At 52.0% G+C, this 20,733-nt stretch carries 16 protein-coding genes; 13 read left to right on the top strand and 3 right to left on the bottom strand.

The genetic code is table 11. The features are described 5' to 3' along the window. Positions 1-127: 127 nt before the first annotated feature. On the bottom strand, positions 128-958 hold the full coding sequence (locus tag L1F29_RS25665; RefSeq protein WP_258384871.1) for a phytanoyl-CoA dioxygenase family protein: 831 nt from the start codon (positions 956-958) through the stop codon (positions 128-130). A gap of 319 nt (positions 959-1,277) precedes the next feature. Between L1F29_RS25665 and L1F29_RS25660 the strand changes: the two genes are divergently transcribed. Then, the gene (locus L1F29_RS25660) at positions 1,278-2,039 is read left to right on the top strand and encodes an AraC family transcriptional regulator (RefSeq protein ID WP_258384870.1); all 762 of its coding nucleotides are present in this window, start codon (positions 1,278-1,280) and stop codon (positions 2,037-2,039) included. A gap of 174 nt (positions 2,040-2,213) precedes the next feature. Continuing rightward, the gene (locus L1F29_RS25655) at positions 2,214-3,167 is read left to right on the top strand and encodes a D-2-hydroxyacid dehydrogenase (protein WP_258384869.1); all 954 of its coding nucleotides are present in this window, start codon (positions 2,214-2,216) and stop codon (positions 3,165-3,167) included. Positions 3,168-3,336: 169 nt separating this feature from the next. Here the strand turns inward: L1F29_RS25655 and L1F29_RS25650 are convergent, their stop codons facing one another. Beyond that, positions 3,337-4,899, bottom strand: coding sequence for a HEAT repeat domain-containing protein (locus L1F29_RS25650; RefSeq protein ID WP_258384868.1), 1,563 nt, complete (start codon positions 4,897-4,899; stop codon positions 3,337-3,339). An 87-nt stretch (positions 4,900-4,986) separates the two neighbouring features. On the opposite strand from L1F29_RS25650, the gene L1F29_RS25645 reads away from it, so the two are divergent. The 10 genes from L1F29_RS25645 to L1F29_RS25600 all read left to right on the top strand — a co-directional run bounded on the left by L1F29_RS25645 (position 4,987) and on the right by L1F29_RS25600 (position 16,623). Beyond that, positions 4,987-5,865 (top strand): helix-turn-helix domain-containing protein, encoded by an 879-nt coding sequence (locus L1F29_RS25645; protein WP_258384867.1) that lies wholly within the window; start codon positions 4,987-4,989, stop codon positions 5,863-5,865. Positions 5,866-6,371: 506 nt separating this feature from the next. Continuing rightward, positions 6,372-7,139: an ankyrin repeat domain-containing protein gene (locus tag L1F29_RS25640; RefSeq protein ID WP_258384866.1), complete on the top strand. Its 768-nt coding sequence runs from the start codon at positions 6,372-6,374 to the stop codon at positions 7,137-7,139. A 261-nt stretch (positions 7,140-7,400) separates the two neighbouring features. Further along, complete coding sequence (locus tag L1F29_RS25635) at positions 7,401-8,843, top strand: spore germination protein (RefSeq protein WP_258384865.1); 1,443 nt, start codon at positions 7,401-7,403, stop codon at positions 8,841-8,843. A gap of 15 nt (positions 8,844-8,858) precedes the next feature. Then, entirely contained in the window at positions 8,859-9,953 is a 1,095-nt protein-coding gene (locus L1F29_RS25630; protein WP_258384864.1) for a GerAB/ArcD/ProY family transporter, read from the top strand. Further along, positions 9,950-11,035 (top strand): Ger(x)C family spore germination protein, encoded by a 1,086-nt coding sequence (locus L1F29_RS25625; protein WP_258384863.1) that lies wholly within the window; start codon positions 9,950-9,952, stop codon positions 11,033-11,035. The genes L1F29_RS25630 and L1F29_RS25625 overlap by 4 nt, the downstream gene beginning before the upstream one ends. Before the next feature lie 245 nt (positions 11,036-11,280). Beyond that, on the top strand, positions 11,281-12,333 hold the full coding sequence (locus L1F29_RS25620) for a zinc-binding dehydrogenase (RefSeq protein ID WP_258384862.1): 1,053 nt from the start codon (positions 11,281-11,283) through the stop codon (positions 12,331-12,333). A gap of 13 nt (positions 12,334-12,346) precedes the next feature. Continuing rightward, a complete protein-coding gene (locus tag L1F29_RS25615; RefSeq protein ID WP_258384861.1) occupies positions 12,347-12,814 on the top strand; it encodes an SRPBCC family protein in 468 nt (155 codons plus the stop codon). A gap of 389 nt (positions 12,815-13,203) precedes the next feature. Next, positions 13,204-14,187 carry a carbohydrate ABC transporter permease gene (locus tag L1F29_RS25610; RefSeq protein WP_258384860.1) on the top strand — a complete coding sequence of 328 codons (984 nt, stop codon included), beginning with the start codon at positions 13,204-13,206 and terminating at the stop codon, positions 14,185-14,187. After that, positions 14,184-15,101 (top strand): carbohydrate ABC transporter permease, encoded by a 918-nt coding sequence (locus tag L1F29_RS25605; RefSeq protein WP_258384859.1) that lies wholly within the window; start codon positions 14,184-14,186, stop codon positions 15,099-15,101. The genes L1F29_RS25610 and L1F29_RS25605 overlap by 4 nt, the downstream gene beginning before the upstream one ends. A 91-nt stretch (positions 15,102-15,192) precedes the next feature. Beyond that, positions 15,193-16,623 (top strand): extracellular solute-binding protein, encoded by a 1,431-nt coding sequence (locus L1F29_RS25600; RefSeq protein ID WP_258384858.1) that lies wholly within the window; start codon positions 15,193-15,195, stop codon positions 16,621-16,623. A gap of 193 nt (positions 16,624-16,816) precedes the next feature. Here L1F29_RS25600 and L1F29_RS25595 read toward each other — a convergent pair whose 3' ends face one another. Then, complete coding sequence (locus L1F29_RS25595) at positions 16,817-17,914, bottom strand: GntR family transcriptional regulator (protein ID WP_258384857.1); 1,098 nt, start codon at positions 17,912-17,914, stop codon at positions 16,817-16,819. Positions 17,915-18,167: 253 nt separating this feature from the next. Here L1F29_RS25595 and L1F29_RS25590 point away from each other — a divergent pair, with 253 nt between their 5' ends. Further along, positions 18,168-20,732, top strand: coding sequence for a glycoside hydrolase family 2 protein (locus tag L1F29_RS25590; protein WP_258384856.1), 2,565 nt, complete (start codon positions 18,168-18,170; stop codon positions 20,730-20,732). The last annotated feature ends 1 nt before the right edge of the window (position 20,733 follow it).

Below are 20,733 nucleotides of genomic sequence, written 5' to 3'. Positions count from 1 at the left end.
GCAGTATACGCCGATGGAGCCGCTGTTATTTTTTGTTCCGTTACAAAAAATAAAGCCCCGCATATGCGAAGCTGTAAAAAAATAATTTATTTCCACGATTGCATCGATATCTTTCTAAGCAGGCCGTTTAATAGGGCTCGACGACCGGGAAGCCGATTTTCTCATTGCGTAACAGTCGTTTAGCTTTATCAGAAAGCTGATCGTACGTCTCTTGCGGAATTTGAATGCTCCCTATATGCGGCGCATTCGCTGCAGATGTATATATTAGCGCAACATTGGGTCTAGGTTGATTGGAGCGGTTCGGCGTGCCCCGATGCCACATACGATCATCCCTGATCAGTATGGATCCGGCAGGCATCAGTACTTTGATAGACTGCATATGTTCAGCAAGTTTAGATTTGCTGAAAGCATTCGGCCCATACCAGTTATCAGGGTGTAAATGCGTCCCGCCCGGCCATATTTCCATAGGTCCATTGTTTTCATTCACATCGACAAGAGGGAAGTTGACAACTAATTTAATGATAGGCAGGTTAACCGTACATCTATCGCCATACCTCGAACCCGTGTCGGCATGTACGTCTTGCGGCTTTTTCCCGCCTTGCACGGATGTATTCGTATGAAAATAGTTTAAAATACAATCATCGCCTAGAATTTGATCCACTACATCTGTAACGAATGGATGAGCAATGATCGCTTCATCATTGAAGGGCAACCTGAAAGGCAAATCGAGGCCTACATGGTTTGTGCCATTATGAAATCCAATCTCAGGATTGAATTGATGCTTTTCCATAGCAGGCTCCAATATTTCTACAAATCTGTCGTACAAGTTGTCTACTTGCGCTCTAGGCAGCACTTCTTCAAATAATACATAACCATTGGCTTTTATCAAATTAACGGCTAACTCAACTGTCTCCGGCAGCAGTTTCCCAGCAGCCATTTCTTCTGCGCTAATTCTCATTGTATTCCCCGCCATTCCTAATAAGTTATTTGTATATAACAACTGCTTCATCTTGATTTGTATATTTCATTGACGATGATGGACTTCTTCGATATAAACGCTTACATTGGAAGTCATAATCAGTGGAAAATTCAGCGCAACCGTTCCGTTCCGCTTATCATGCAGTTGCTGGATCTCCCTGAATCCTCTCCTTTTTCTGGTATGTACACGCTTTATTTTTGTGCTATATTGATCCTATCAGATCAGAAGAGGCGTTAGAATAAACAATATCGTTCGATTTTGTATATTTCATCAATAAAATTCGTAATGGTGGGAGTATATGCTGGATATTACAGGCGTCTATCATGATGTTAATCCAACGTGGAATATCGGGAAAGGCAGCGGCTGCGATACGCTTGTTTACGTCTCCGAAGGGAAGGTCGTCTTCTGGGTGAATAATGACCGCTTCGAATTGGAGAAGGGGGAAGCGCTCTATGTGCCATACGGCGTAGATCGCGCATGGTCCAGCCATCCGGAGGAATTGCATCAGAAATATACCGTTCAGTTCAACTGGGAGGACCGTTCGCGCGACAATCCCCTGCATTTTACAAAGCAAGACGCGATGATACGAATCAAGCCGCGCAATGCGCCTTACTTCGAACAACGCTTTGCAACGCTGTTCTTCCAATGGTCGGGGCAGAGGCCGTACTTCGAACTCATGTCGCAGCATATCTTTTTGGAATTGTTAACCCTAATCGCTCAAGAGCGTAAGGAGCTGCGGGCTTCTCCATCCAAAGAACGAATCGCCCGCAATATTCAGGAATACATTCTGTGCAATTTCCGGAAGAACATCACGATCGAGGAATTGGCTTCATTGGCCGAAATCACGCCGAACTACACGACCGTATTGTTCAAAGAAGTGCTCGGCAGCACCCCGATCCAATATTTGCACCAAATCCGAATCAAAACAGCCGTGAATCTTCTGGAAAATACTCAGATGACGGTGAGGGAGATCGCGGAGTACCTCGGATACTGCGACCAGGCTTATTTTAACCGTATCTTCAAAAAATGGATGGGGGCTGCTCCCAGCCACATCAGATGAGTGTTCGGCAGTCGTGCTCGGCATTGACTCATGCTCTTCGTGCGTTATTGTTTCATGGGGCAGCTGGACGGGGGGCGTGCGGTTAAGGCGGCACGTGGGCGCGTTGACACGGCGGAAACCGGATGCTACGATCTCTCTACATATAAGACGTCCACAGGGGGGGGAAATGGGAATATGAGTACAATCGCAGTCGTTCATTCATTGGAAGAGAAGCTGCTTGCCAGAATTATCGATGCAGCGCCCGGCTGGACCGTCATTGGCGGCCAAGCTTCGATGAAGGATATGGCGATTCTATCGGAGGCCGAAATTATATTCGGATGGAACTCGGCTGTCAAGGAAGCGGCTCTGCTGCCGGATTCGAAGCTGAAGTGGGTGCAGAACTGGGGAGCCGGCGTCGAACGGCTGCCGCTTGCCGAGCTTGACGGCAGAGGAATCCAAGTGACGAATGCGACGGGCGTTCATCCGAATCCGATATCCGAAACGATCTTCGCCATGCTGCTGGCGTTCACCCGCGAGCTTCATCTATCGGTGCGCAATCAGCAAATGCGCCAATGGGCGCGGCATGGAGATATGCGCGAGCTGCACGGCAGCACGATCGGCATCCTGGGCGTCGGGGCGATCGGCATGGAAACGGCCAAGGTTGCCAAGGCGTTCAATATGACGGTGCTCGGTGTCCGCAGGTCCGGCCGGCCCGAGGCGAACGTCGACCGCATGCACGAGATGAAGGAGCTGCCGGAAGTGCTGCGCCAATGCGATTACGTCGTCAACTGTTTGCCGCATACGGCGGAGACGGAGCATCTGATCGGCCGCGAAGCGTTTGACGCGATGAAGCCTTCGGCTTATTACATCAATATCGGCAGGGGAATGACGACCGATACGGAGGCGCTGCTGGACGCGCTGAAGAGCGGCAAGATCGCGGGCGCAGGCCTGGATGTGTTCGAGCAGGAGCCGCTGCCGCCGGAGCATCCGCTGTGGTCGATGGCTAACGTGATCATCACGCCGCACAATGCAGGGAGCACGCCCCAGTATATGAACCGGCTGATCGATATTTTCACCGCGAATCTGAAGCAGTATGTGCAGGGGCAGCCGTTACCTTTGAACATCGTAAAGCCGGAAGCGGGCTATTGATCGATACGTGCCAGAACGAGATGAAAGGGGGACGACCCGGAGGAATTTCATATTCCTTCGCGGGTCGTCCCCCTTTGTTGTTATCCGTTGCTTGTCGCTTTATAGCGTGACGTTCATCTCCCTGATGAACTCCATGTACGTTCAGTATCGGATAAGACAACGAAGAAGATTAGAATGTGCTCGCCTTGTGGGTATCCGGGCACCATCTTGAAGAGCGGTAGAAGCGGATCAACGTATCGACGGCTTCCGGCGTGCGAAGGCATGTCAGCGCCTCGGCGGCGTAAGCCCGGACATAACGGTCGCGGCTGGTCAAGCCTATCTCGAGCGCCCGCAGCATGATGGCAGGGTCGCCCTCCTTGCCGATGCGCAATAGGGACAATGCCGCCGTATATCCGATTTTGTTCGTAATATAATCTTGATTGCGTGAATAACTGTCTGCGCTTGGAGCTTCCCCGGACGTTTCATTGGTTACCGAGTCCTCTAACGCGCGCGCCAGAGCCGGAACGATCCGCTCTGCGGGTTGAACGATCATGCCAAGCGCTTCGATGGCATTGCGCCGAACCCATTCGCTCTCATCGTTCATCGATGCAAGCAGCGCCGGAACGGCGGAGACCGCATCCGATCCGATCATGCCCAGAACGAATGCCGCCAATGCTCTCCGTCTGTCGTTCGGATGATGAAGCGCTTCGATCAGACCTGCCGCAGCGCCGGCACCTGCCCCTTGAAGCCCGTATGCGGCGCGCATTGCGATCGGGTTGGATTCCCCCGATAACTGCGCGAGCAGCTCCTGTACGCCTTCCGGACCCATATGTCCGAGCGCATAGGAAGCATTAAGCGCAGCGGTCTCTACCGGATCGCCAAGCATTCGTCCAAGCTGCGGTACCAGTGCAGCCGCATTGGCGCCGTACCGGCCTGCATCGTCGGCCGCCTGTCCCCGGATATCGGCCGATTCCGCCATGAGCCCGTTCTCCAGCTGCTGCAATCTGGATGAATCCGCCTCTATGCCGGACGGCGCTTCCGCCCGTACGCCGCGCAGCCAATCCCACACATCGGTCCATAAATGATGATGGAGCGCCGGCGTTCCTTGCGGGACGACAAACTCGCCGTCGGTATGATTCCAGCTCGGTCGCTGCGGAGCACGCAGCCGGACAAATTGGAATTTTAACATATAACGATCCAGATCCGTCGTATTTAATGAAGCTTTATGCCACATATCGAAGTGGACCAGCACCATCGTACCCGCTTTGCCGGTCGGAAGCACCGTCTCGCCCCGGTCGCCGATAAATTTCTCGTAATATTGAGTGCCGGGCATAACGGCAGTCGGGCCCAAATCTTCAGTTATATCTTGCGTATAGTAGAAAATCATCGCCCACCACGGCCGGTGGCTGCGCATCGAGGACCAGTATCCGTCCTTATGCCAGTTCCCTCCGCCGGGAGTCTGGTTGCCCGGTTGATTGTAATGGCAGTGCCGGTGCGGATGCATATAGTAATCCGGCCCGAGGACGCTCGTCAGTGCGCCCTTCACGACCGGGGTATCGAAGAACTGTTGAATATCCGGAACGCGCGGCAGGATGTTGTTGCCCGGGTTGCCTTCCTCGTGAAGCACATTATAAATCGAATCCATGACTTGCTGGTGAAGCTGCTGCGGCAGTTCATTTTGCAGTACGACATAACCTTTCGTAATGAACTGTATCATTTGTTCATCCGTCAACAAATAACGGGAATCCACCATGTTCAGAATCGCTCCTCTTCTCTTACCAATGATAAGTAGAATATAACCATTCCGCCATGTATTTGTATTTACAGAGAGTTCATCTTTTTGTACAATCGTCGTATGAAAATTTCAAGCCTGAATCCTTACGTTTATTACGCGACCCGATACCCGTTCTCCAAAGGGCAGTCCAGCGCGCCGAGAATATGCTATGGAAGCTCCCTCTATCTGATTAGCGAGGGACATGGCGTTATTCACACATGCGGGCGAACGCATAAGACCCGGCCTGGATCGCTGGTCTATATACCGCCGGGGCAGATCCATGAATGGATTGCGGACGACCGCGATCCGATGGTTCATATTTGCTGCTATTTCGACTGGCATTTCGTCGACCGGCAGGCGCGGTTCGAGACGCCGTCCTCGATTTGTTACGATTTCCCGCAGCTGCATACCGACATGATCGGTCCTTCATTCTACTACCCGATTCCGGAACATTCGACCGTTGAACGGATCCGCGTCTGGACGGAATTGTTCGAAGGCTTCTATACGGCCAACGAATATGTGAGCGAGCGCACGATGATGCGGAACTTGAAGGTGCAGAGCCGATTCCAAGGGTTTATCGAGCATTTTTTAAGCTTTACGCTGAATGAGGCTCAAATTCCGGATCCGCGTATGGACAAGCTGCTGGAGCGATTGGATCAGGATTTGATGCGGGGCAGACCAGAGCCGTTGGAGCATTATTACGAGGATCTCAAGATATCCCGGGGTTATTTCTTCGAGCTGTTCAAGCATGCGACGGGCATGTCGCCCATTCAATATATGAATCGCTTCCGAATCAACCGGGCGAAGTACGATTTGCGGAATTCCCAGCTCAGCGTTACTGAAATTGCCGAGAAGCATGATTTTTCATCGGTCCATTATTTCTCGAGACTGTTTCATCAAATCACCGGCGCATCGCCCCTGCAATATCGGAGAGGCCAGGAATGAGCGGAGGCTGCGAATGAGTGCGATACGCTGCTTAATGTTGCACTATATGCAGCATTTTCATGGCGCCGGCCCGAAGACGGCACAATTGTTGCAGGAAATGCAACAATCTGCGCCGGAATAGGGTTGGAGGGCGAAATTGTTGCACAAAGTGCAGCAATTCGGCTGCGAAGGCCGCGAATGAGTGCGATACGCTGCTTAATGTTGCACTATATGCAGCATTTTCATGTCGCCGGCCCGAAGACGGCACAATTGTTGCAGGAAATGCAACAATCTGCGCCGGAAAAGGGGTGGAGGGCGAAATTGTTGCACAAAGTGCAGCAATTCGGCTGCGAAGGCCGCGAATGAGTGCGATACGCTGCTTAATGTTGCAAAAAATGCAGCATTTTCTTGTCGCCGGCCCGAAGACGGCACAATTGTTGCAGGAAATGCAACAATCTGCGCTGGAATAGGGCGCGAAACAAAACATCTTCTGCCAATATTCAATCCTATTAAGGAGGTTGATCTAGATGACAGCATATCGAACCATTCATGCCAATGATCCTCTAGCGGTCGCGGTAGTCGAGGCCATCCACAAGGGGGACGTAGAGACGTTGAAACGGCTGCTGCGCGAGAATCCCGAGCTGGCAACAGCATGGCTGGGCGGCGACGACTGCGACGACGGTGGAATGTTACGATCACTATTGCATGTGGTGACCGATTGGCCGGGTCATTTTCCCAACGGTGCCGCAACGGTGGCCGTCTTAGTCGAAGCGGGCGCCGATGTTAATGCCAGGTTTGTCGGTCCGCACAATGAAACTCCCCTCCACTGGGCGGCGAGCAGTGACGATGTTGAGGTGCTCGATGCACTGCTCGACGCCGGTGCCGACATCGAAGCTCTCGGCGGCGTGATCGGCGGGGGGACCCCGCTCGCAGACGCGAGAGCTTTCAGGCAGTTTAAAGCGGCCTACCGGCTCATTGAGCGCGGTGCGCAGGTTATGCTCGATGATGCGGCAACACTCGGGTTGATGGGTCGTGTCGAGAACTTCTTCGCTGAGGGCAATCCTCCAACAAAGGCGGATACCACGCGCGCATTCTGGAATGCATGCCACGGAGGGCAGCAGCGTTGTGCTGAGTATCTTCTCGGTCAAGATGCTGACCTAAACTGGATACCGGATTGGGAAGAGCTGACGCCTCTTGATGCGGCGCGCCGAAGCGAAGCCGAAGAACTGGTTCAATGGCTGCGAAGCCATGGCGCCAATTCAGCGGAAGAGTTAAGAAAGAGCGAGAGCAGCTAGCCATATGAACGCTGATAGAGCGGACAATTGTGGCAGCGGTGATGGCGAATGATGTAGTTCTTCCAGTTGGAATTGTGGAAATAGGCAGGGCGACAAACGAATTCGGCTCGAAATGGCTCACAGTCTTGTGCTGTGGGCTTTTTCTTTTTTATGGAAAGATGCCTATTCGAATTAACGCGGCGCCCGGAATAGTTCGGGGGCTGCCGTGCATACTAACAGCAGTTTCCAAGGGAATGAATGGGGAAAGGGGTGCGGCAAAGCTTGGGCAAGTTGTATAAGCAATTAGTCGAAATTCATTCGAAGTCTGCCGATTTTGTACATGTGGCCTTATCGAATCAGGAACCGCATTATTCCGTTTGCTACTATGAAACAATGGTTAACTCGCAAGTCTTAGTCCAAGATATTTTGCCGTCCATTCTTCAGTCAAAGGGGGCGAGCATAGATGAGATTTACGCTGGCCTGCCATTCGGAGATAAACAAATCGCGACCGATATCGATACGCTGTCGAAGCTGCCGATGGTCGGATGCGTCGTGCTGTCCATCCCCTCGAAGGAAGCCTGCATTGCCATTCAAGCGATGCGAACGGATTCCCGCTCCATCGAGGCTCCGGAAGTGGAATTCAGCGTTATAGGCCCTAAAGATGCTTTGGTCGAGTCGTTGGATACGAATATCTTGTTGGTCCGCAGGAGATTGCCGGTACCGCAGCTGCGGGTGACGGAGATCGAGATCGGTACGTTATCCAAAACCAGATGCGCCGTTCTCCATTTGGAAGGAATCGCGAATCCGTCGAATTTGCAGCGCATGATGAAGCGGTTATCCAGTGTGGACATCGACGTAATTACCGACAGTACGAGCCTCATACAGATGATCGTCGACAACAAGTATTCCTTGTTTCCCCAGTTCATCGAAACGGAACGTCCGGACCGGCTCGTTCACGTGCTATGTTTTGGAGGAATAGCGGTATTGGTCGACGGATCGTCACAGTCATTCACGGGTCCCGCAACGATCGGGCAATTTCTTGTCGCCTATGAAGATTATTATTTGCCATGGCACCTGGGCTCGTTTTTTCGCATCTTACGGATATTGGCGATCCTGTTCTCGATCTTTGCCACGCCTGTATACATTGCCATGCTCACGTACCATTATCACATCATTCCGACCCTTCTCATGGGGCCGATTATATCGTCTCGCATCAACCTTCCATTCCCTCCATACATGGAGGTGATTCTTATGGAACTGACGATCGAATTGCTTCGGGAAGCCGGCGCGAGGCTGCCGTCCAAAATCGGACAGACAATCGGGATCGTGGGCGGTATCGTCATCGGAACAGCCGCTGTATTGGCGGCGTTAACCAGCAATATACTCCTGACCATCGTAGCCCTTTCCGCACTGGCTTCTTTCACAGTGCCCATTTTTCATTTCAGCAACACGATCAGGGTTATTCGCTATCCATTCATTCTGGCTGCGCAAATGCTCGGTTTTGTCGGGGTAGTCGTCTGCGCCAGCTTCTTCCTTGCCCACCTGCTGCGACTAAAATCGCTCGGTACGCCTTATCTGCAGCCGTTCTATCCGATTCGCTTCGCAGATTGGGAGGATGCCGTATACCGCGTTCCTTCGTCCTATTACAGTAAAAGACCTGGCGCCTTCCGCCCTCTGAGGAAGAGCAAGAAAGCGAAAAGCGCATTACCGGACATCGATGAGTAAGGAGGAAGAGAGCTATTGCCGTCACAACACACCATACGACCGGATCAACAGATTCCTCCCTCCTCGGCTCTATATGTCGTATTCGGCACCCAGGTCGGCCTCGATTATTTGACGTTCCAGCGCAAGCTCGCGCAGGCAGTCGGACAGGATGCATGGATAGCGGTTATCCTAGCCGGACTTCTTGTACACGCGGCGATCTTCTGGATGTTCTCGTTGTTGAATCGTCAGCAAGCGGATTTGGCGACAATCAACAAACGATTGTTCGGGAGCTGGGTAGGCGCATGCTTCAACAGCTTGCTGATTGCCTATTTTTTATTGGTTTGCACCGTAAGCTTGAGACTGTATGTTGAAATCGTAAAGATATGGATATTCCCGACGATTGACGTTTGGGTCATGGAACTGATTTTATTGCTGCTGTCCTATTATATTGTCTCTGGCGGACTGCGCGTGATCGTCGGTTTCTTCATGTTCGCCCAGGTGTTTGTCCTGCTGAACGGGATCTTCTACTTCCTAAGATTCTATTATCATTCGTCGAATTTTCTCCCGGTCCTGTCCCATCCGCTCCCGGATATGGTCAAAGCGGTTGCGTTTTTAATCCCGGGCTACATGGGCGTCGAAGCGCTGCTGCTGTACTACCCTTATTTTAGCAATGGAAGGAAGGCCCAAAAGTGGACGCATTGGGCTAACGCAGCCACTCTGACCGTCTATTTGATTATTGTCGGTTTCTCGCTTATGTTCTTTAGTCTGGGGCAATTGAAGGATGAGACGTGGCCGACGCTCACGCTGTTTAAGTTCGTTGAGCTGCCGTTCATGGAGCGGGTCGAATTTATTGGCGCAACGTTCCAATTATCACGGCTAATTCCTATTCTGTCCTTGTATTTATGGACCGCAATCCAGATGACCAGGCAGCAGTTCGGAGTCGCCAAACGAAGAATGCTGCCCGTGTATATGGCTATTGTTTTTATAGGCGGTTTGATGTTCAAAGATGCGGAGCAGACGCTTGAGATTTATTCCATTGTCGGTCAAGGCGGATTTGTTCTCTTGTTCGTATACGTGCCTCTGTTGGCCCTGATGTCGAGGTGGATTCATCCGAAAGGAGCCCGGGTATGAAAGTGCGCATAGGCGTTGTCTCGCTCATGATTTGCGCGATGCTTACCGGCTGCATCGTTAAAACGGAAGTAATCGAGGACATATACATCGCATTGGCTGTAGCCGTTGACTTCGATGATTCGGACCACCGCAATGCCGGCGGCAGCGGGAGCGGACGAGCGATCCAAGTCGCCGTGAGCGTGCCGGAGTATAAAGCTAACAGGAGCGTCGACAACGTGATTTATAAAGGGAAAGGAAATAATCTGAAGGATGCTCAAAACAAAATAAACTATAAGAGCGACCAGTACTTGTCCATCAGAAAGCTGGGAGCTTTTATTATGAGTGAGGACGTTCTGCGCTCCGGCATTAAAGAGTATGTCGAGGCGCTTAGTCAAGATCCGATGCTGAGCGGCAGGCTGATTCTGGCCATGACGGAGGGAAAAGCGGCAGATGTGCTTAAATCAGAGTACCATCCTACGAATCAACCGATTGGGAGATATATCTGCTCTGTTGTAGAGAACAATATCCATACCTTTGGCCTGCCGCTTATGAATCTGCATCAATTTGTATATGAGTGGAAGGGAGCGGGAATGGATCCTGTCATGCCGATCATCAACAAATCGGAGCACATGGCTGAGATTGCGGGAATCGCCTTGATGAAGGACGCCGCGTACGTCGGGAAGCTATCGACGGATGAAATGATCGCTTACAGCTGGATGAAAAAAAATACGAGCAGCTCCTACAACATCTGGCTGCCTGAGCAGAAGCTCTCGATTCAAAACTTGAAGACACGAGTGCGTTATCAATACAAGAGGGAAGATAACCGTATCCATATCCGCATCCATTTGGACGGGGACGTGGCAGACTCCGCCCAAGGGAAGTTCTCCGAAACGGAGATCGATCAGCTGAGCGCGTCGGTAAACCGGCAGTTGGAGAAAAGATGCGAAGCGCTGATTGACAAGCTGCAAAGACTAAATACCGATCCTCTGGGCATCGGGAATTTCGTAAGAAGCCGGTCTAGGGATTGGAACGAGGAGAGCTGGAAACGGATTTATCCGAAATTGAATATGCATGTTGTCGTAGTTTCGAAACTTCGCAGATGAATGAATGCATCCGGCTTCAAAGAGATGCTCATAAAGGGCAAAGATAATATTCCTTGCTTGCTTGTGAAGGAAAGCAAGGGAATATATAGAAAGTAAACATTGCCAATGAATAGAAATTTACCGTTGGAGGTGGTGCAGCCGCAAGGCTCGAACTTATTGCACTAATAGTGAATATGATCGCTCTGCACCCATGAACAGACACGGGGGAATAAAATCACTTCATGCCGAAAGTGAGGTTCATGCAAATGCCAAAGCAGTTAATCGCGACCGCGCCTAGACAGGCCGCGCTTCGCGAGTATTCGGACAGAGAACCGGAGGCTCACGAGGTTAAAGTGCGGGTGGAATACGCTTCCCCCAAGCACGGCTCGGAATTGGCCGAATTTCGTGGAGAGAGCCCGCACATCGCTGATTATTACGACATGGAATGGAGAACATTCTTGCCGCGTGAAGGAGAGCAAACGGGCAGCTTCGGGACATGGAATCTGGGCAATCAATGGGTGGGCGTCATCACGGAGGCCGGGTCCGACGTAACGGGCTATGCGGTAGGCGATCGGGTGTGCGGCTATGGCGGCATCCGCGAGACGCATGTGGTGAATGCAATCGACAACTATTATTTGCTGAAGATGCCGGAAGGAATGAGCTGGAAGAATGCGGTTTGCTTCGATCCCGCGCAATTTGCTTTAGGCGGCATCCGGGACAGTCATCTAAGGGTAGGCGACACGGTCGCCGTTTTCGGTCTCGGCGCGCTCGGCGCGATCACCGCGCAATTGGCCAAATTGGCCGGGGCGAGCTATGTCGCCGTGATCGATCCCATCGACAGCCGCCGGGAAGCTGCCTTGCGGGTGGGAGCGGACGCCGCGTTTCACCCCTTAAGCGATGATATCGGGCTGGAGCTGAAGAAGGCGACAGGCAAACGGGGCGTAGATGTGATCATCGAAACGAGCGGGAGCGAACAAGCGCTGCAAAGCGCTCTGCGCGGGCTGGCCTATGGCGGGACGATCGCTTACATCAGCTGGGCCAGAGCGTTCAAAGGCGGACTCGATCTGGGCCGGGAGGCGCACTTCAACAATGCCAAGATCGTGTTCTCGCGGGCGTGCAGCGAGCCGAACCCGGAACATCCGAGGTGGAGCTGGAGAAGGATCGAGCAGGAATGCTGGGAACTGCTGAAAGCGAATAAAATCAATTGCGAGGAAATCATACATCCGGTCATCCCGTTCGAAGAGTCTGCTTCCGGTTATGAGGTTTACGTGGACCGGGAGCCTGACAAAAGCGTGAAGCTGGGGATAAGTCTTTTGTAAAGGAGTCTTGAGGATGGAAACGTTGAATCACATTCCGGTTGTAAGAGCGGAAATGCTGATCCGCAAGCCGGCTGAAGAGGTCTTTATGGCTTTTGTCGATCCGGCTATTACGACGAAATTCTGGTTTACCAAAAGCAGCGGGAGGCTGGAGGCAGGCAAACGTGTCCGTTGGGAATGGGAGATGTACGGCGTTTCGGATGACGTCTACGTACAGGCAATCGAGCCCAACAAACGTATACGGATTGCATCCTCGGACAATACGCAGGTCGAGTGGAACTTTACTCCCCGTGCCGATAGCGAAACGCTCGTTACGATTACTCATTCGGGGTTTACGGGCAGTGGAGATGAAATCGCAAGACAAGCCATGGACTCGACGGAAGGCTATACGATGGTGCTCTGCGGGTTAAAGGCATATTTGGAGCATAACATCCAATTGAATCTGGTAGCGGACAAAGCTCCGGACGCCCATGTGAAACGTTAAGACATTTATGACTGAGCGGTGCGGGATGTTTTTTCGCACGACAATAAAGCGCACAGGGATCACGAAAAAACCTTGATAACCGGAGTTCTCCGTTAGAATCAAGGTTTTTTTCGCAGCATAACCTAGTGAAAGAACCCATCAATTAACTTCAATGCAATTGGACAAGAATGATATATTGAGATATTGACTAATCAAAGGTTATGATTTAGTATAATAAATAATTCATTTATTTAAATATAATACAAATGAGAAGGGAAGCAGTGGGCAGATGAGAAGAGGAAGCGGATAAATTTTTTTTATTTTGAAATGAATGCGCTTTCTTGTAGTAGCTGGAAGTTGGCCATTGGAGGCAAATGAGGCTGTGAATCTAAAGCGAAGGGGGAACACGATTGAAACAAAGAATTAGCGGTGAAGGCGCACTTATCGGAGAAGCATCTGCACCTTCCAAAGGGATCACGAAATTCATGCGCAATCATAAGGATGCGGTTATAGCGACCATCATATTGGGTCCGATGCTTCTCTGGTGGGCGCTGATTTCAGGCTTTCCGACGCTGTTCGGATTCTTCTTGGGATTCTTCGAATGGGTCGGCGTAGCAAGCACTCCGAAATTTATAGGCTTCGATAATTATGTCCGATTCTTCAATGACCCCGTGTATTATATGGCATTGTGGAGAGCGGTTTGGATCGGCTTGCTCGTAACCGGGCTGACGATTATTATCGGTTTTCTGGTGGCCCTGCTGATGAACCTTCCTTTGTTCGGCAAAGGCATCTATCGGACCATGTGGTATATCCCTGTTGTAACCTCGACTGTCGCAACCACGCAAATCTTCAACATCTTCTTAGATCCTAATAACGGTGTCATTAATAACATTCTGAAGGGATTCGGCAAGGAGCCCATCATATGGCAGTATTCGGTCGGTTGGGGCGTCTTCTGGATCGTCGTGTATTCGATATGGAAAGGCATCGGCGGCTCCGCACTGATATGGCTGGCCGGCCTGCAGTCCGTCGATCCGGTTTTGTATGAGGCGGCGGATATCGACGGCGCCAACCGCTGGCAGAAATTCTGGAACGTCACGCTGCCCGGCGTCAAGCCGATTGCGACCTATATTATCATTACCGGATTGATCGGGGCCGTTCAAATCTACGAGCAGGTCATCTTCATTACAGGCGGAGGCCCTTACGGTCAGACGGAAGTTCTGGTTTACCGGATTTTACGGGATGGCTTCTTCGACTTTAATCTTGGCATGGCGGGCGCTTCTTCCGTCGTTCTGGCTGCTGTCGTGTTTGTCTTTACGGTTGCCTATTTCAGGTATGCAACCGAGAACGAACGGTCCAGCCGCAAGAAAAACGCGAGAGGAGCGCATGGAGGGTGACCAATTCCAAAGGTATAGCCAAACAATTCCGGCCGTTGAATGTTTTCGCGCATACCGTGCTGATGCTCGGCGGGCTGCTGCTGATCTATCCGATTATCTTCATGTTCATGGCGGGAATGATGTCCGCCGAAGAGTATGCCAAGACGGTGATGGGCCTGTTCCCGATTGCGAAAGAGCCGACCTTCAAAAACTTCATGGTGCTGATCGGAGGAGCCAGCGACTCCCAAGTTCAAACCTATTATGTTAACTCGATATTGCGGACGCTCTACGGTTTGTTCTGGGCGATGATCACGTCGTTTCTGGGCGGATACGTATTTGCGCGACTGCGATTCAAAGGAAGAGACACTCTGTTTCTGGTGCTGCTGGCCACGCAGATGATTCCGGGCGTCGTATCCGTCATCCCGACGTTTATCGAATTTGCTAGATGGCCCTTCGCCGGCGGAAACTATATCTTCAATGGCGGCAAGGGAATATTGGACTCCTGGTGGGTGTACTTGATCGGCGGGCCGTCCATCAACATCATGGGGACCTTCCTGGTGAAGCAATCGCTGGAGAAAGTTCCGTATGAGCTGGATGAAGCCGCCAAGATTGACGGAGCGGGAACCTTCCGAATCATTTTTCAAATCTTAATGCCGCTGCAGCTGCCCATTCTGGCCTTTATCGCCATTACGACTTCCCAGGGGATATGGAACGACTGGACGACGCCGTTCTTCTTTACGACAAGCGATAATCTGCAGACGCTCCCTGCGGCAATATCACGCATGTCGCAGCTTGCGCAGAATCCGATGGGGCTGCCGGATTATCCGCTTATGCTAACGCTCGGTTTAGGCGTTACGCTGCCCATGCTGCTTCTATTCTTCTTTTTCCAGCGGTACATCGTGCAGGGATTGGCGAATGCAGGTATAAAAGGATAATTTTATAAAAATTATATTGATCATATCAAATCTCTGAAATATAATAAAAGTAGTAATGCAATAATACATTTATACAGGAGGGGTATTGTAAATGCCAATGAATAAGCGGTTCGTATTGCCTCTGGTATTGATTCTAATCTTCGTCTTATTAACGGCTTGCGGCGGTAATGCAGTAAACACAGGAGAGGCCAAAACGCCCAACAACGCAGCGGTTGGCAGCGATTCGAACGATTCGCCGGATAATAAGGGGCAAGCCGGGAATAGCGCGGAAGTCGTCATCAATGTGAACGGCGCGGATAATGTTGCCGGCACCGGAGACGTCGACGAGCGGATCAAGGCGCGCGAAGATGAGCTTGCGAAGGCGGAAAAGGCTCCGACGAAAGACGCTTTATCCCCGGTGGAAATCGCAAAAGCGGTCAATAAAATCATGGCCGACCAAGGCTTTGATCTCAAGCAGGAGGACTGGGGCTGGTCGGAACCGCTCGTACAGAAACAGACGACGGCCTTCATCGCCAAGACGTCGCCGGACGTCCTGACGGGCGAGACGCAATCTCCGGGCTTTGCGGCGCAAGGGCTGCTTGAGCCGTTTCCGGATTGGCTCGAACAGAAGGTGCGCAACGAAATCGTAGAAGGCGCCTGGAAGCCGATGGAATACGACGGAAAAATATACGGGGTTGCCTTCCAGCCCGGCGTATCCGTCCTGTTCTGGAATAAGGATCTGTTCAAGAAAGCGGGCCTTGATCCGGAGAAGGGGCCGGAGACATGGGATGAAATGCTGGATATGGCCAAGAAAATCAACGATGCGGGCAAGGGGAAGTTCTGGGGGGCGGCGATCTATTCAGGCCCGAATAACGGCGGATACCTCCGTGGCGGCATCTATCCTCTGATCGCAGGCGGCGGATTCGTCGACGAGAGCAACAATCCGATCTTCAATGCCGAAGGGAACGTCAAGGCATTCCAATTCCTGCGCGATCTCAATCAATATGCTCCTCCGGGCGTGATGGCGAATACGGGCGAAGGCGCTTATTGGGATCCGGTTAATAAAGGTCAGGTTGGCATCTGGGCGGAAGGCCCATGGATGGTTTCGTCCTGCACGAATTTGAAGCTCGATTGCGGAATGGGCTCGCTGCCGTTATCCGACGGCGGCCAGCAAGCCAATATTACGATCGGAGCGGCGTTTGCGTCCGTATCGATTTATTCGAAGAACAAGCAGGGCGGATTCAAGTTCATCGAAGCCATGCTGAGCGACGAAGTGCAGCAAATTATAGCGGATGCCGGCGTTCGCCCGCCCGTTCTGAAGAAGATCGGAGAGAGCGATGCGTACAAAGCGGCACAGCCGGGAATCTATAAATTCTATGAAGCGATGGCCGGCAACGTCAAGGGGCTGCCTACCTTCGCCAAAGAGAATACAAGAGTTTGGCAGATTTATGGCGAAGCCTTGTCCAAATCGCTCATGACCAAAACAGATATCAAGACGATTCTGGACGATGCGCAGAAAAAGGCTGAGGCGATTTTGAAATAAGAGAGGAAATTCACCGAAAACTGGCAGTCGAATAGTCGTCATGGATGGATCGCCTGCCAGTTTATTTTTGCATCGTACAGAGCGGTCCGTAATAACAGAAGATCCCGCTAAATAACAAAGACCGAGTCACCTGGAAACAGGGTGTGACTCGGTCTTCGCGCTGTGAAGCAATCCTTATCAGCGGGGAATCGTTCTATGTCGATCTTCCCTCTACCAGCGTGACAGGAATGATAATCTGTTCAATATGCGCAGGATCGCTAATGACCTGCAAGAGCAGATCCACGGCTTTCTCGCCAAGCTGGTATTCTTGCTGTTCGATGCAGCTAAAGTATAGTCCGTTAAAGTCCTGGACGCCCGGCGAATCGAAGGAGAGAATGGCCAGATCCTCGGGAATCTTCTTCCCCAGCTGGACCGCAATATCTGCGACGAAGACGGCGGTTATGCTGGAGAAGGCAAAGACGGCCGTTAGATTCTTCTGCTCGGACAGCCATTCCCGTATAATCTCTTTGGTTGGAATTTCTTCTTTAAACGAGCTTTCGTCAATTCGGGTAAGCCAGTGGGCCGGCTCGATCTTCAGTCCTAAATGCCTTGCGGCTTCCAAGTAACCGGCGAACCGGTCCTCGGCGCTGGCCGTCTTGGATTGGGTCGTGGAGACGATGCCGATCTGACGATGCCCCTTGTTAAACAAATATTCGGTGCCCAGATATCCGCCTTGATGATTGTTCGTATAAACCGAATTCGTCTTGATCCCGGGCAAATACCGGTCGATGAGAACGAAGGGGAAACACTCCGTCTTTAAGTCTAATATCGCCTGGCTGTATGCTTCTCCGTCCACGGGGAAGATGAGCAGCCCGTCGATGCCTTGCGCGCGCAAGATGCGAATGGCTTCCTTCTCCTCTGATTGCGTAAACGAAGTGCGAATCAACAGAATCAAGTTGTGCTCCTTGCATGTTTCTTCGATCCCGCGCAGCATGTTCAATGTGAAGGCATCGCTCGTCATGGGGCCGATCAAGCCGATTTTTTTGAAGGCCGATTCTTGATCGGACGGGGCGAAGAGGGAAGGCTCCTGCGGATCGGCGACGAAGGTTCCTTTTCCTGCCGTACGATAGACAAGCCCTTCATCGACGAGCAATTTGAGCGCGCTTTTTATCGTAATCCGGCTGACGTTAAATTGTTGAACAAGATCGGCCTCCACCGGAATTTGATCGCCCGGCTTCAGCTCGCCGGATTCTATTTTATCTCGAATCATGGTTCGAATTTGCAGATACAGAGGTTGATTGCTGCTGGACATGTGGACCCCCCGACAAAATATTATATGACAATTATAACATTATTGATGCGGTATGGCTATAAAGTCAAAACTACGTCCCCAAAACCTGCAATTTAAAGCGGTGATTTTATTAGGCCAACACTGAAAATATTATTTGACATAACACAAATTAAAAGGTTATGTTATTTCATATTAAATTAAAATAAACTAGGCTAGACACCTCGCTAACTGTAAGGGATGTACGCAATAATACATACAGAACAGGAGACTGATGATGGCGATCAGAGCGCAGGAATTGACCGATTGGGAGGTCAGAGGCTTCTACCCCCATGTTCCGCATCTGGGACAAAGCATGGAAACCGGAGTCGTAATGGGAGGGGTTACCGACTGGATGACAGCAACCGTTCCGGGAGGCGTTCATTACGACTTATGGGCTGCAGGCTGGATCGAGAATCCTTACTATGGCATGAATAGCTTGAACTGCGAATGGGTGGAGAACCGGTGGTGGATGTACAAGACGGCATTTTCCTTTCAGCCGGAGGCTGGGGAGAAGGTCTATCTGAATTTGAAAGGCGTCGATTACAAGGCGCACTTCTACTTGAACAAGGAGAAGCTCGGATTCCATGAAGGCATGTTCGCTGCTGTACGGTTCGATATTACCGGCAAGCTGAAGCCGGAAGGCAACGAACTCATCGTTCTTCTGGAGCATGCGCCGGATGAGATGGGCCAGATCGGTTACACATCGAGAACATGGACCCAGAAAAGCCGCTTTACTTACAAGTGGGACTTTAGCACGCGCATGGTTCCGATCGGCCTGTGGGACGGCGTGTCCGTGGAAACGACGGGCATGGCCAGTCTGGATGAAGTCCGGCTCGAGCCTCTTCTAGAAGAAGAGAACGGACGATTAATCGCATCGGGCCGCATGACGATAGACGGAGACGCCGCAGCGGGCGGGGACCCGGTGGTTGTTGTATCCCTGTTCGATGATGAAGTCCTTGTCGATGAGTCAGAACTGGTCTGTAAACGGGAAGGGACGAATAGCTTGAATTGGAAGCTGCAGTTGAACGTTCCCGCCGTGCGCAGCTGGAATCCGAACGGGATGGGCGAGGCCGGATTATACGGCGTCCGCATTCGGATCGAGTTCGGAGGCAAGGCTTCGGATACATGGCAGGGCTTCACCGGCTTCCGCACGCTGGAATGGATCGCGAACGACGATGCGCCGGATTCCGCGCTGCCCTATACGGTTCGTTTGAATGGCCGGCGTATGTATATTAAAGGCGTTAATCTGACCCCGCTCGATATTCAATACGGGACGGTCACCCGGGATCGTTACGAGAGGATGGTCCGGCTGCTGAAGGAAGCAGGCGTCAATCTTGTGCGGGTGTGGGGCGGCGGAATCATCGAGAAGGAAGACTTCTATGATTGCTGCGACCGTGCGGGCATTCTCGTCTGGCAGGAATTCATTCAATCCAGCTCGGGAATTGATAACGTGCCGTCCAAGGATCCGCATTTTCTTGAGCTGCTCAAGGAAACGGCCGAAGCGGCTCTGCGCGTGAAGCGGAATCATGTCAGCCTTGCCTGCTGGAGCGGAGGGAATGAGCTGATGGATATAGAAGGCATGCCTTCAACCTTCGAGGATGATAATATTGAGATGCTGCGCCGTCTCGTTATGGAGCATGATCCCGGCCGTTATTTTCTTCCGACCTCCGCATCGGGGCCGAATGAATTTCTGATGATCGATCAGCCCGGCCGAAATCATGATGTGCATGGTCCGTGGAAATACGGCGGTCCCGTGGAGCACTACAATCAGTACAACCGTTCCGACAGTCTTCTGCACAGCGAATTCGGGGTGGATGGCTGCTGCAGCACAGAATCGATGGCCTGCTTTCTTCCGGAGTCCGAGCGGAAGGTCGACACGATGGAGAACAATCCGGTTTGGCGCCATCACGGGGAATGGTGGGATACGCTGGAGCGGGATACGGCCTTGTTTGGCGCGCCGGACGATCTGGAGCAGTTCGCCATGATGAGCCAATGGACGCAGGCGGAAGGCATCCGGTACGCGCTGGAGGCGAACCGGAGACGGAAGTTCCGGAACAGCGGCAGCATCGTCTGGCAGTTCAACGAGCCGTTTCCGAATGTGTCGTGCACGAGTCTCGTCGATTATTACGAACGGCCCAAGATGGCCTACTATTGGGCGCGCAAAGCTTATGCCACCAAGCATATCTCGCTGCGCTACGATAAGCTGGCCTATTCAGCCGGCGAACATTTCATGGCGGAAGTGTTCTTGCACAACAGCGGAGAAGCCGAAGCGGGAAGCTGGTCGGCGCAGCTGTTCGACGAGACGGGCCGGATGCACTGGGAGATGAACGAAAACGTACTGATGCCGGATAACGGTTGCCTGAGAATCACGGACATCCGCTGGCCGGTCTTGGATGATTCGCTCGAATGGTTTGCCGTCCGCCTGCAGCTCGGCCAGCAGGACCCGAATGTGTACGTCTTCTCGCTGCACGGGCAGCATCCGTTCGCCTGGCTTCGCCGGCTTCCGCCTGCACAGCTGGAATGGAGCTGCCGGTCGACCCGGACAGAGCGGGGTGTGGATACGCACACCTTCGAAGTGTTGAACAGCGGCAGCTCGGTGGCCTGGTATGTCAGCCCGGCGTCTTCGCATCCCGCCGCCCCGTCCGGAAGGCCGGACTGGTTCTGCCGCAATGCGCATGAAGTGCTCATGCCGTCCGAACGACGTATATTCGAAATCAGTGCCGCCGCTGGAAGCGGTATCGAACCGTCATCTTTTTCATTCATGTCTTGGAATAACAATAAACAATCTGGAGGCCGATGAG

This window comes from Paenibacillus spongiae, assembly GCF_024734895.1.
GTDB classification, from domain to species: Bacteria; Bacillota; Bacilli; order Paenibacillales; family Paenibacillaceae; genus Paenibacillus_Z; species Paenibacillus_Z spongiae.
Note: the sequence above shows the minus strand (reverse complement) of the source record. Positions and strands in the feature narration are given on the sequence as shown.

What these genes read in the sequence shown, in the direction of transcription:
- L1F29_RS25600 (WP_258384858.1), top strand. Translation starts at nt 15,193, where the DNA reads ATGCCAATGAATAAGCGGTTCGTATTGCCTCTGGTATTGATTCTAATC.
- L1F29_RS25595 (WP_258384857.1), bottom strand. Translation starts at nt 17,914, where the DNA reads ATGTCCAGCAGCAATCAACCTCTGTATCTGCAAATTCGAACCATGATT.
- L1F29_RS25640 (WP_258384866.1), top strand. Translation starts at nt 6,372, where the DNA reads ATGACAGCATATCGAACCATTCATGCCAATGATCCTCTAGCGGTCGCG.
- L1F29_RS25620 (WP_258384862.1), top strand. Translation starts at nt 11,281, where the DNA reads ATGCCAAAGCAGTTAATCGCGACCGCGCCTAGACAGGCCGCGCTTCGC.
- L1F29_RS25660 (WP_258384870.1), top strand. Translation starts at nt 1,278, where the DNA reads ATGCTGGATATTACAGGCGTCTATCATGATGTTAATCCAACGTGGAAT.
- L1F29_RS25615 (WP_258384861.1), top strand. Translation starts at nt 12,347, where the DNA reads ATGGAAACGTTGAATCACATTCCGGTTGTAAGAGCGGAAATGCTGATC.
- L1F29_RS25650 (WP_258384868.1), bottom strand. Translation starts at nt 4,899, where the DNA reads ATGGTGGATTCCCGTTATTTGTTGACGGATGAACAAATGATACAGTTC.
- L1F29_RS25665 (WP_258384871.1), bottom strand. Translation starts at nt 958, where the DNA reads ATGAGAATTAGCGCAGAAGAAATGGCTGCTGGGAAACTGCTGCCGGAG.
- L1F29_RS25590 (WP_258384856.1), top strand. Translation starts at nt 18,168, where the DNA reads ATGGCGATCAGAGCGCAGGAATTGACCGATTGGGAGGTCAGAGGCTTC.
- L1F29_RS25625 (WP_258384863.1), top strand. Translation starts at nt 9,950, where the DNA reads ATGAAAGTGCGCATAGGCGTTGTCTCGCTCATGATTTGCGCGATGCTT.
- L1F29_RS25655 (WP_258384869.1), top strand. Translation starts at nt 2,214, where the DNA reads ATGAGTACAATCGCAGTCGTTCATTCATTGGAAGAGAAGCTGCTTGCC.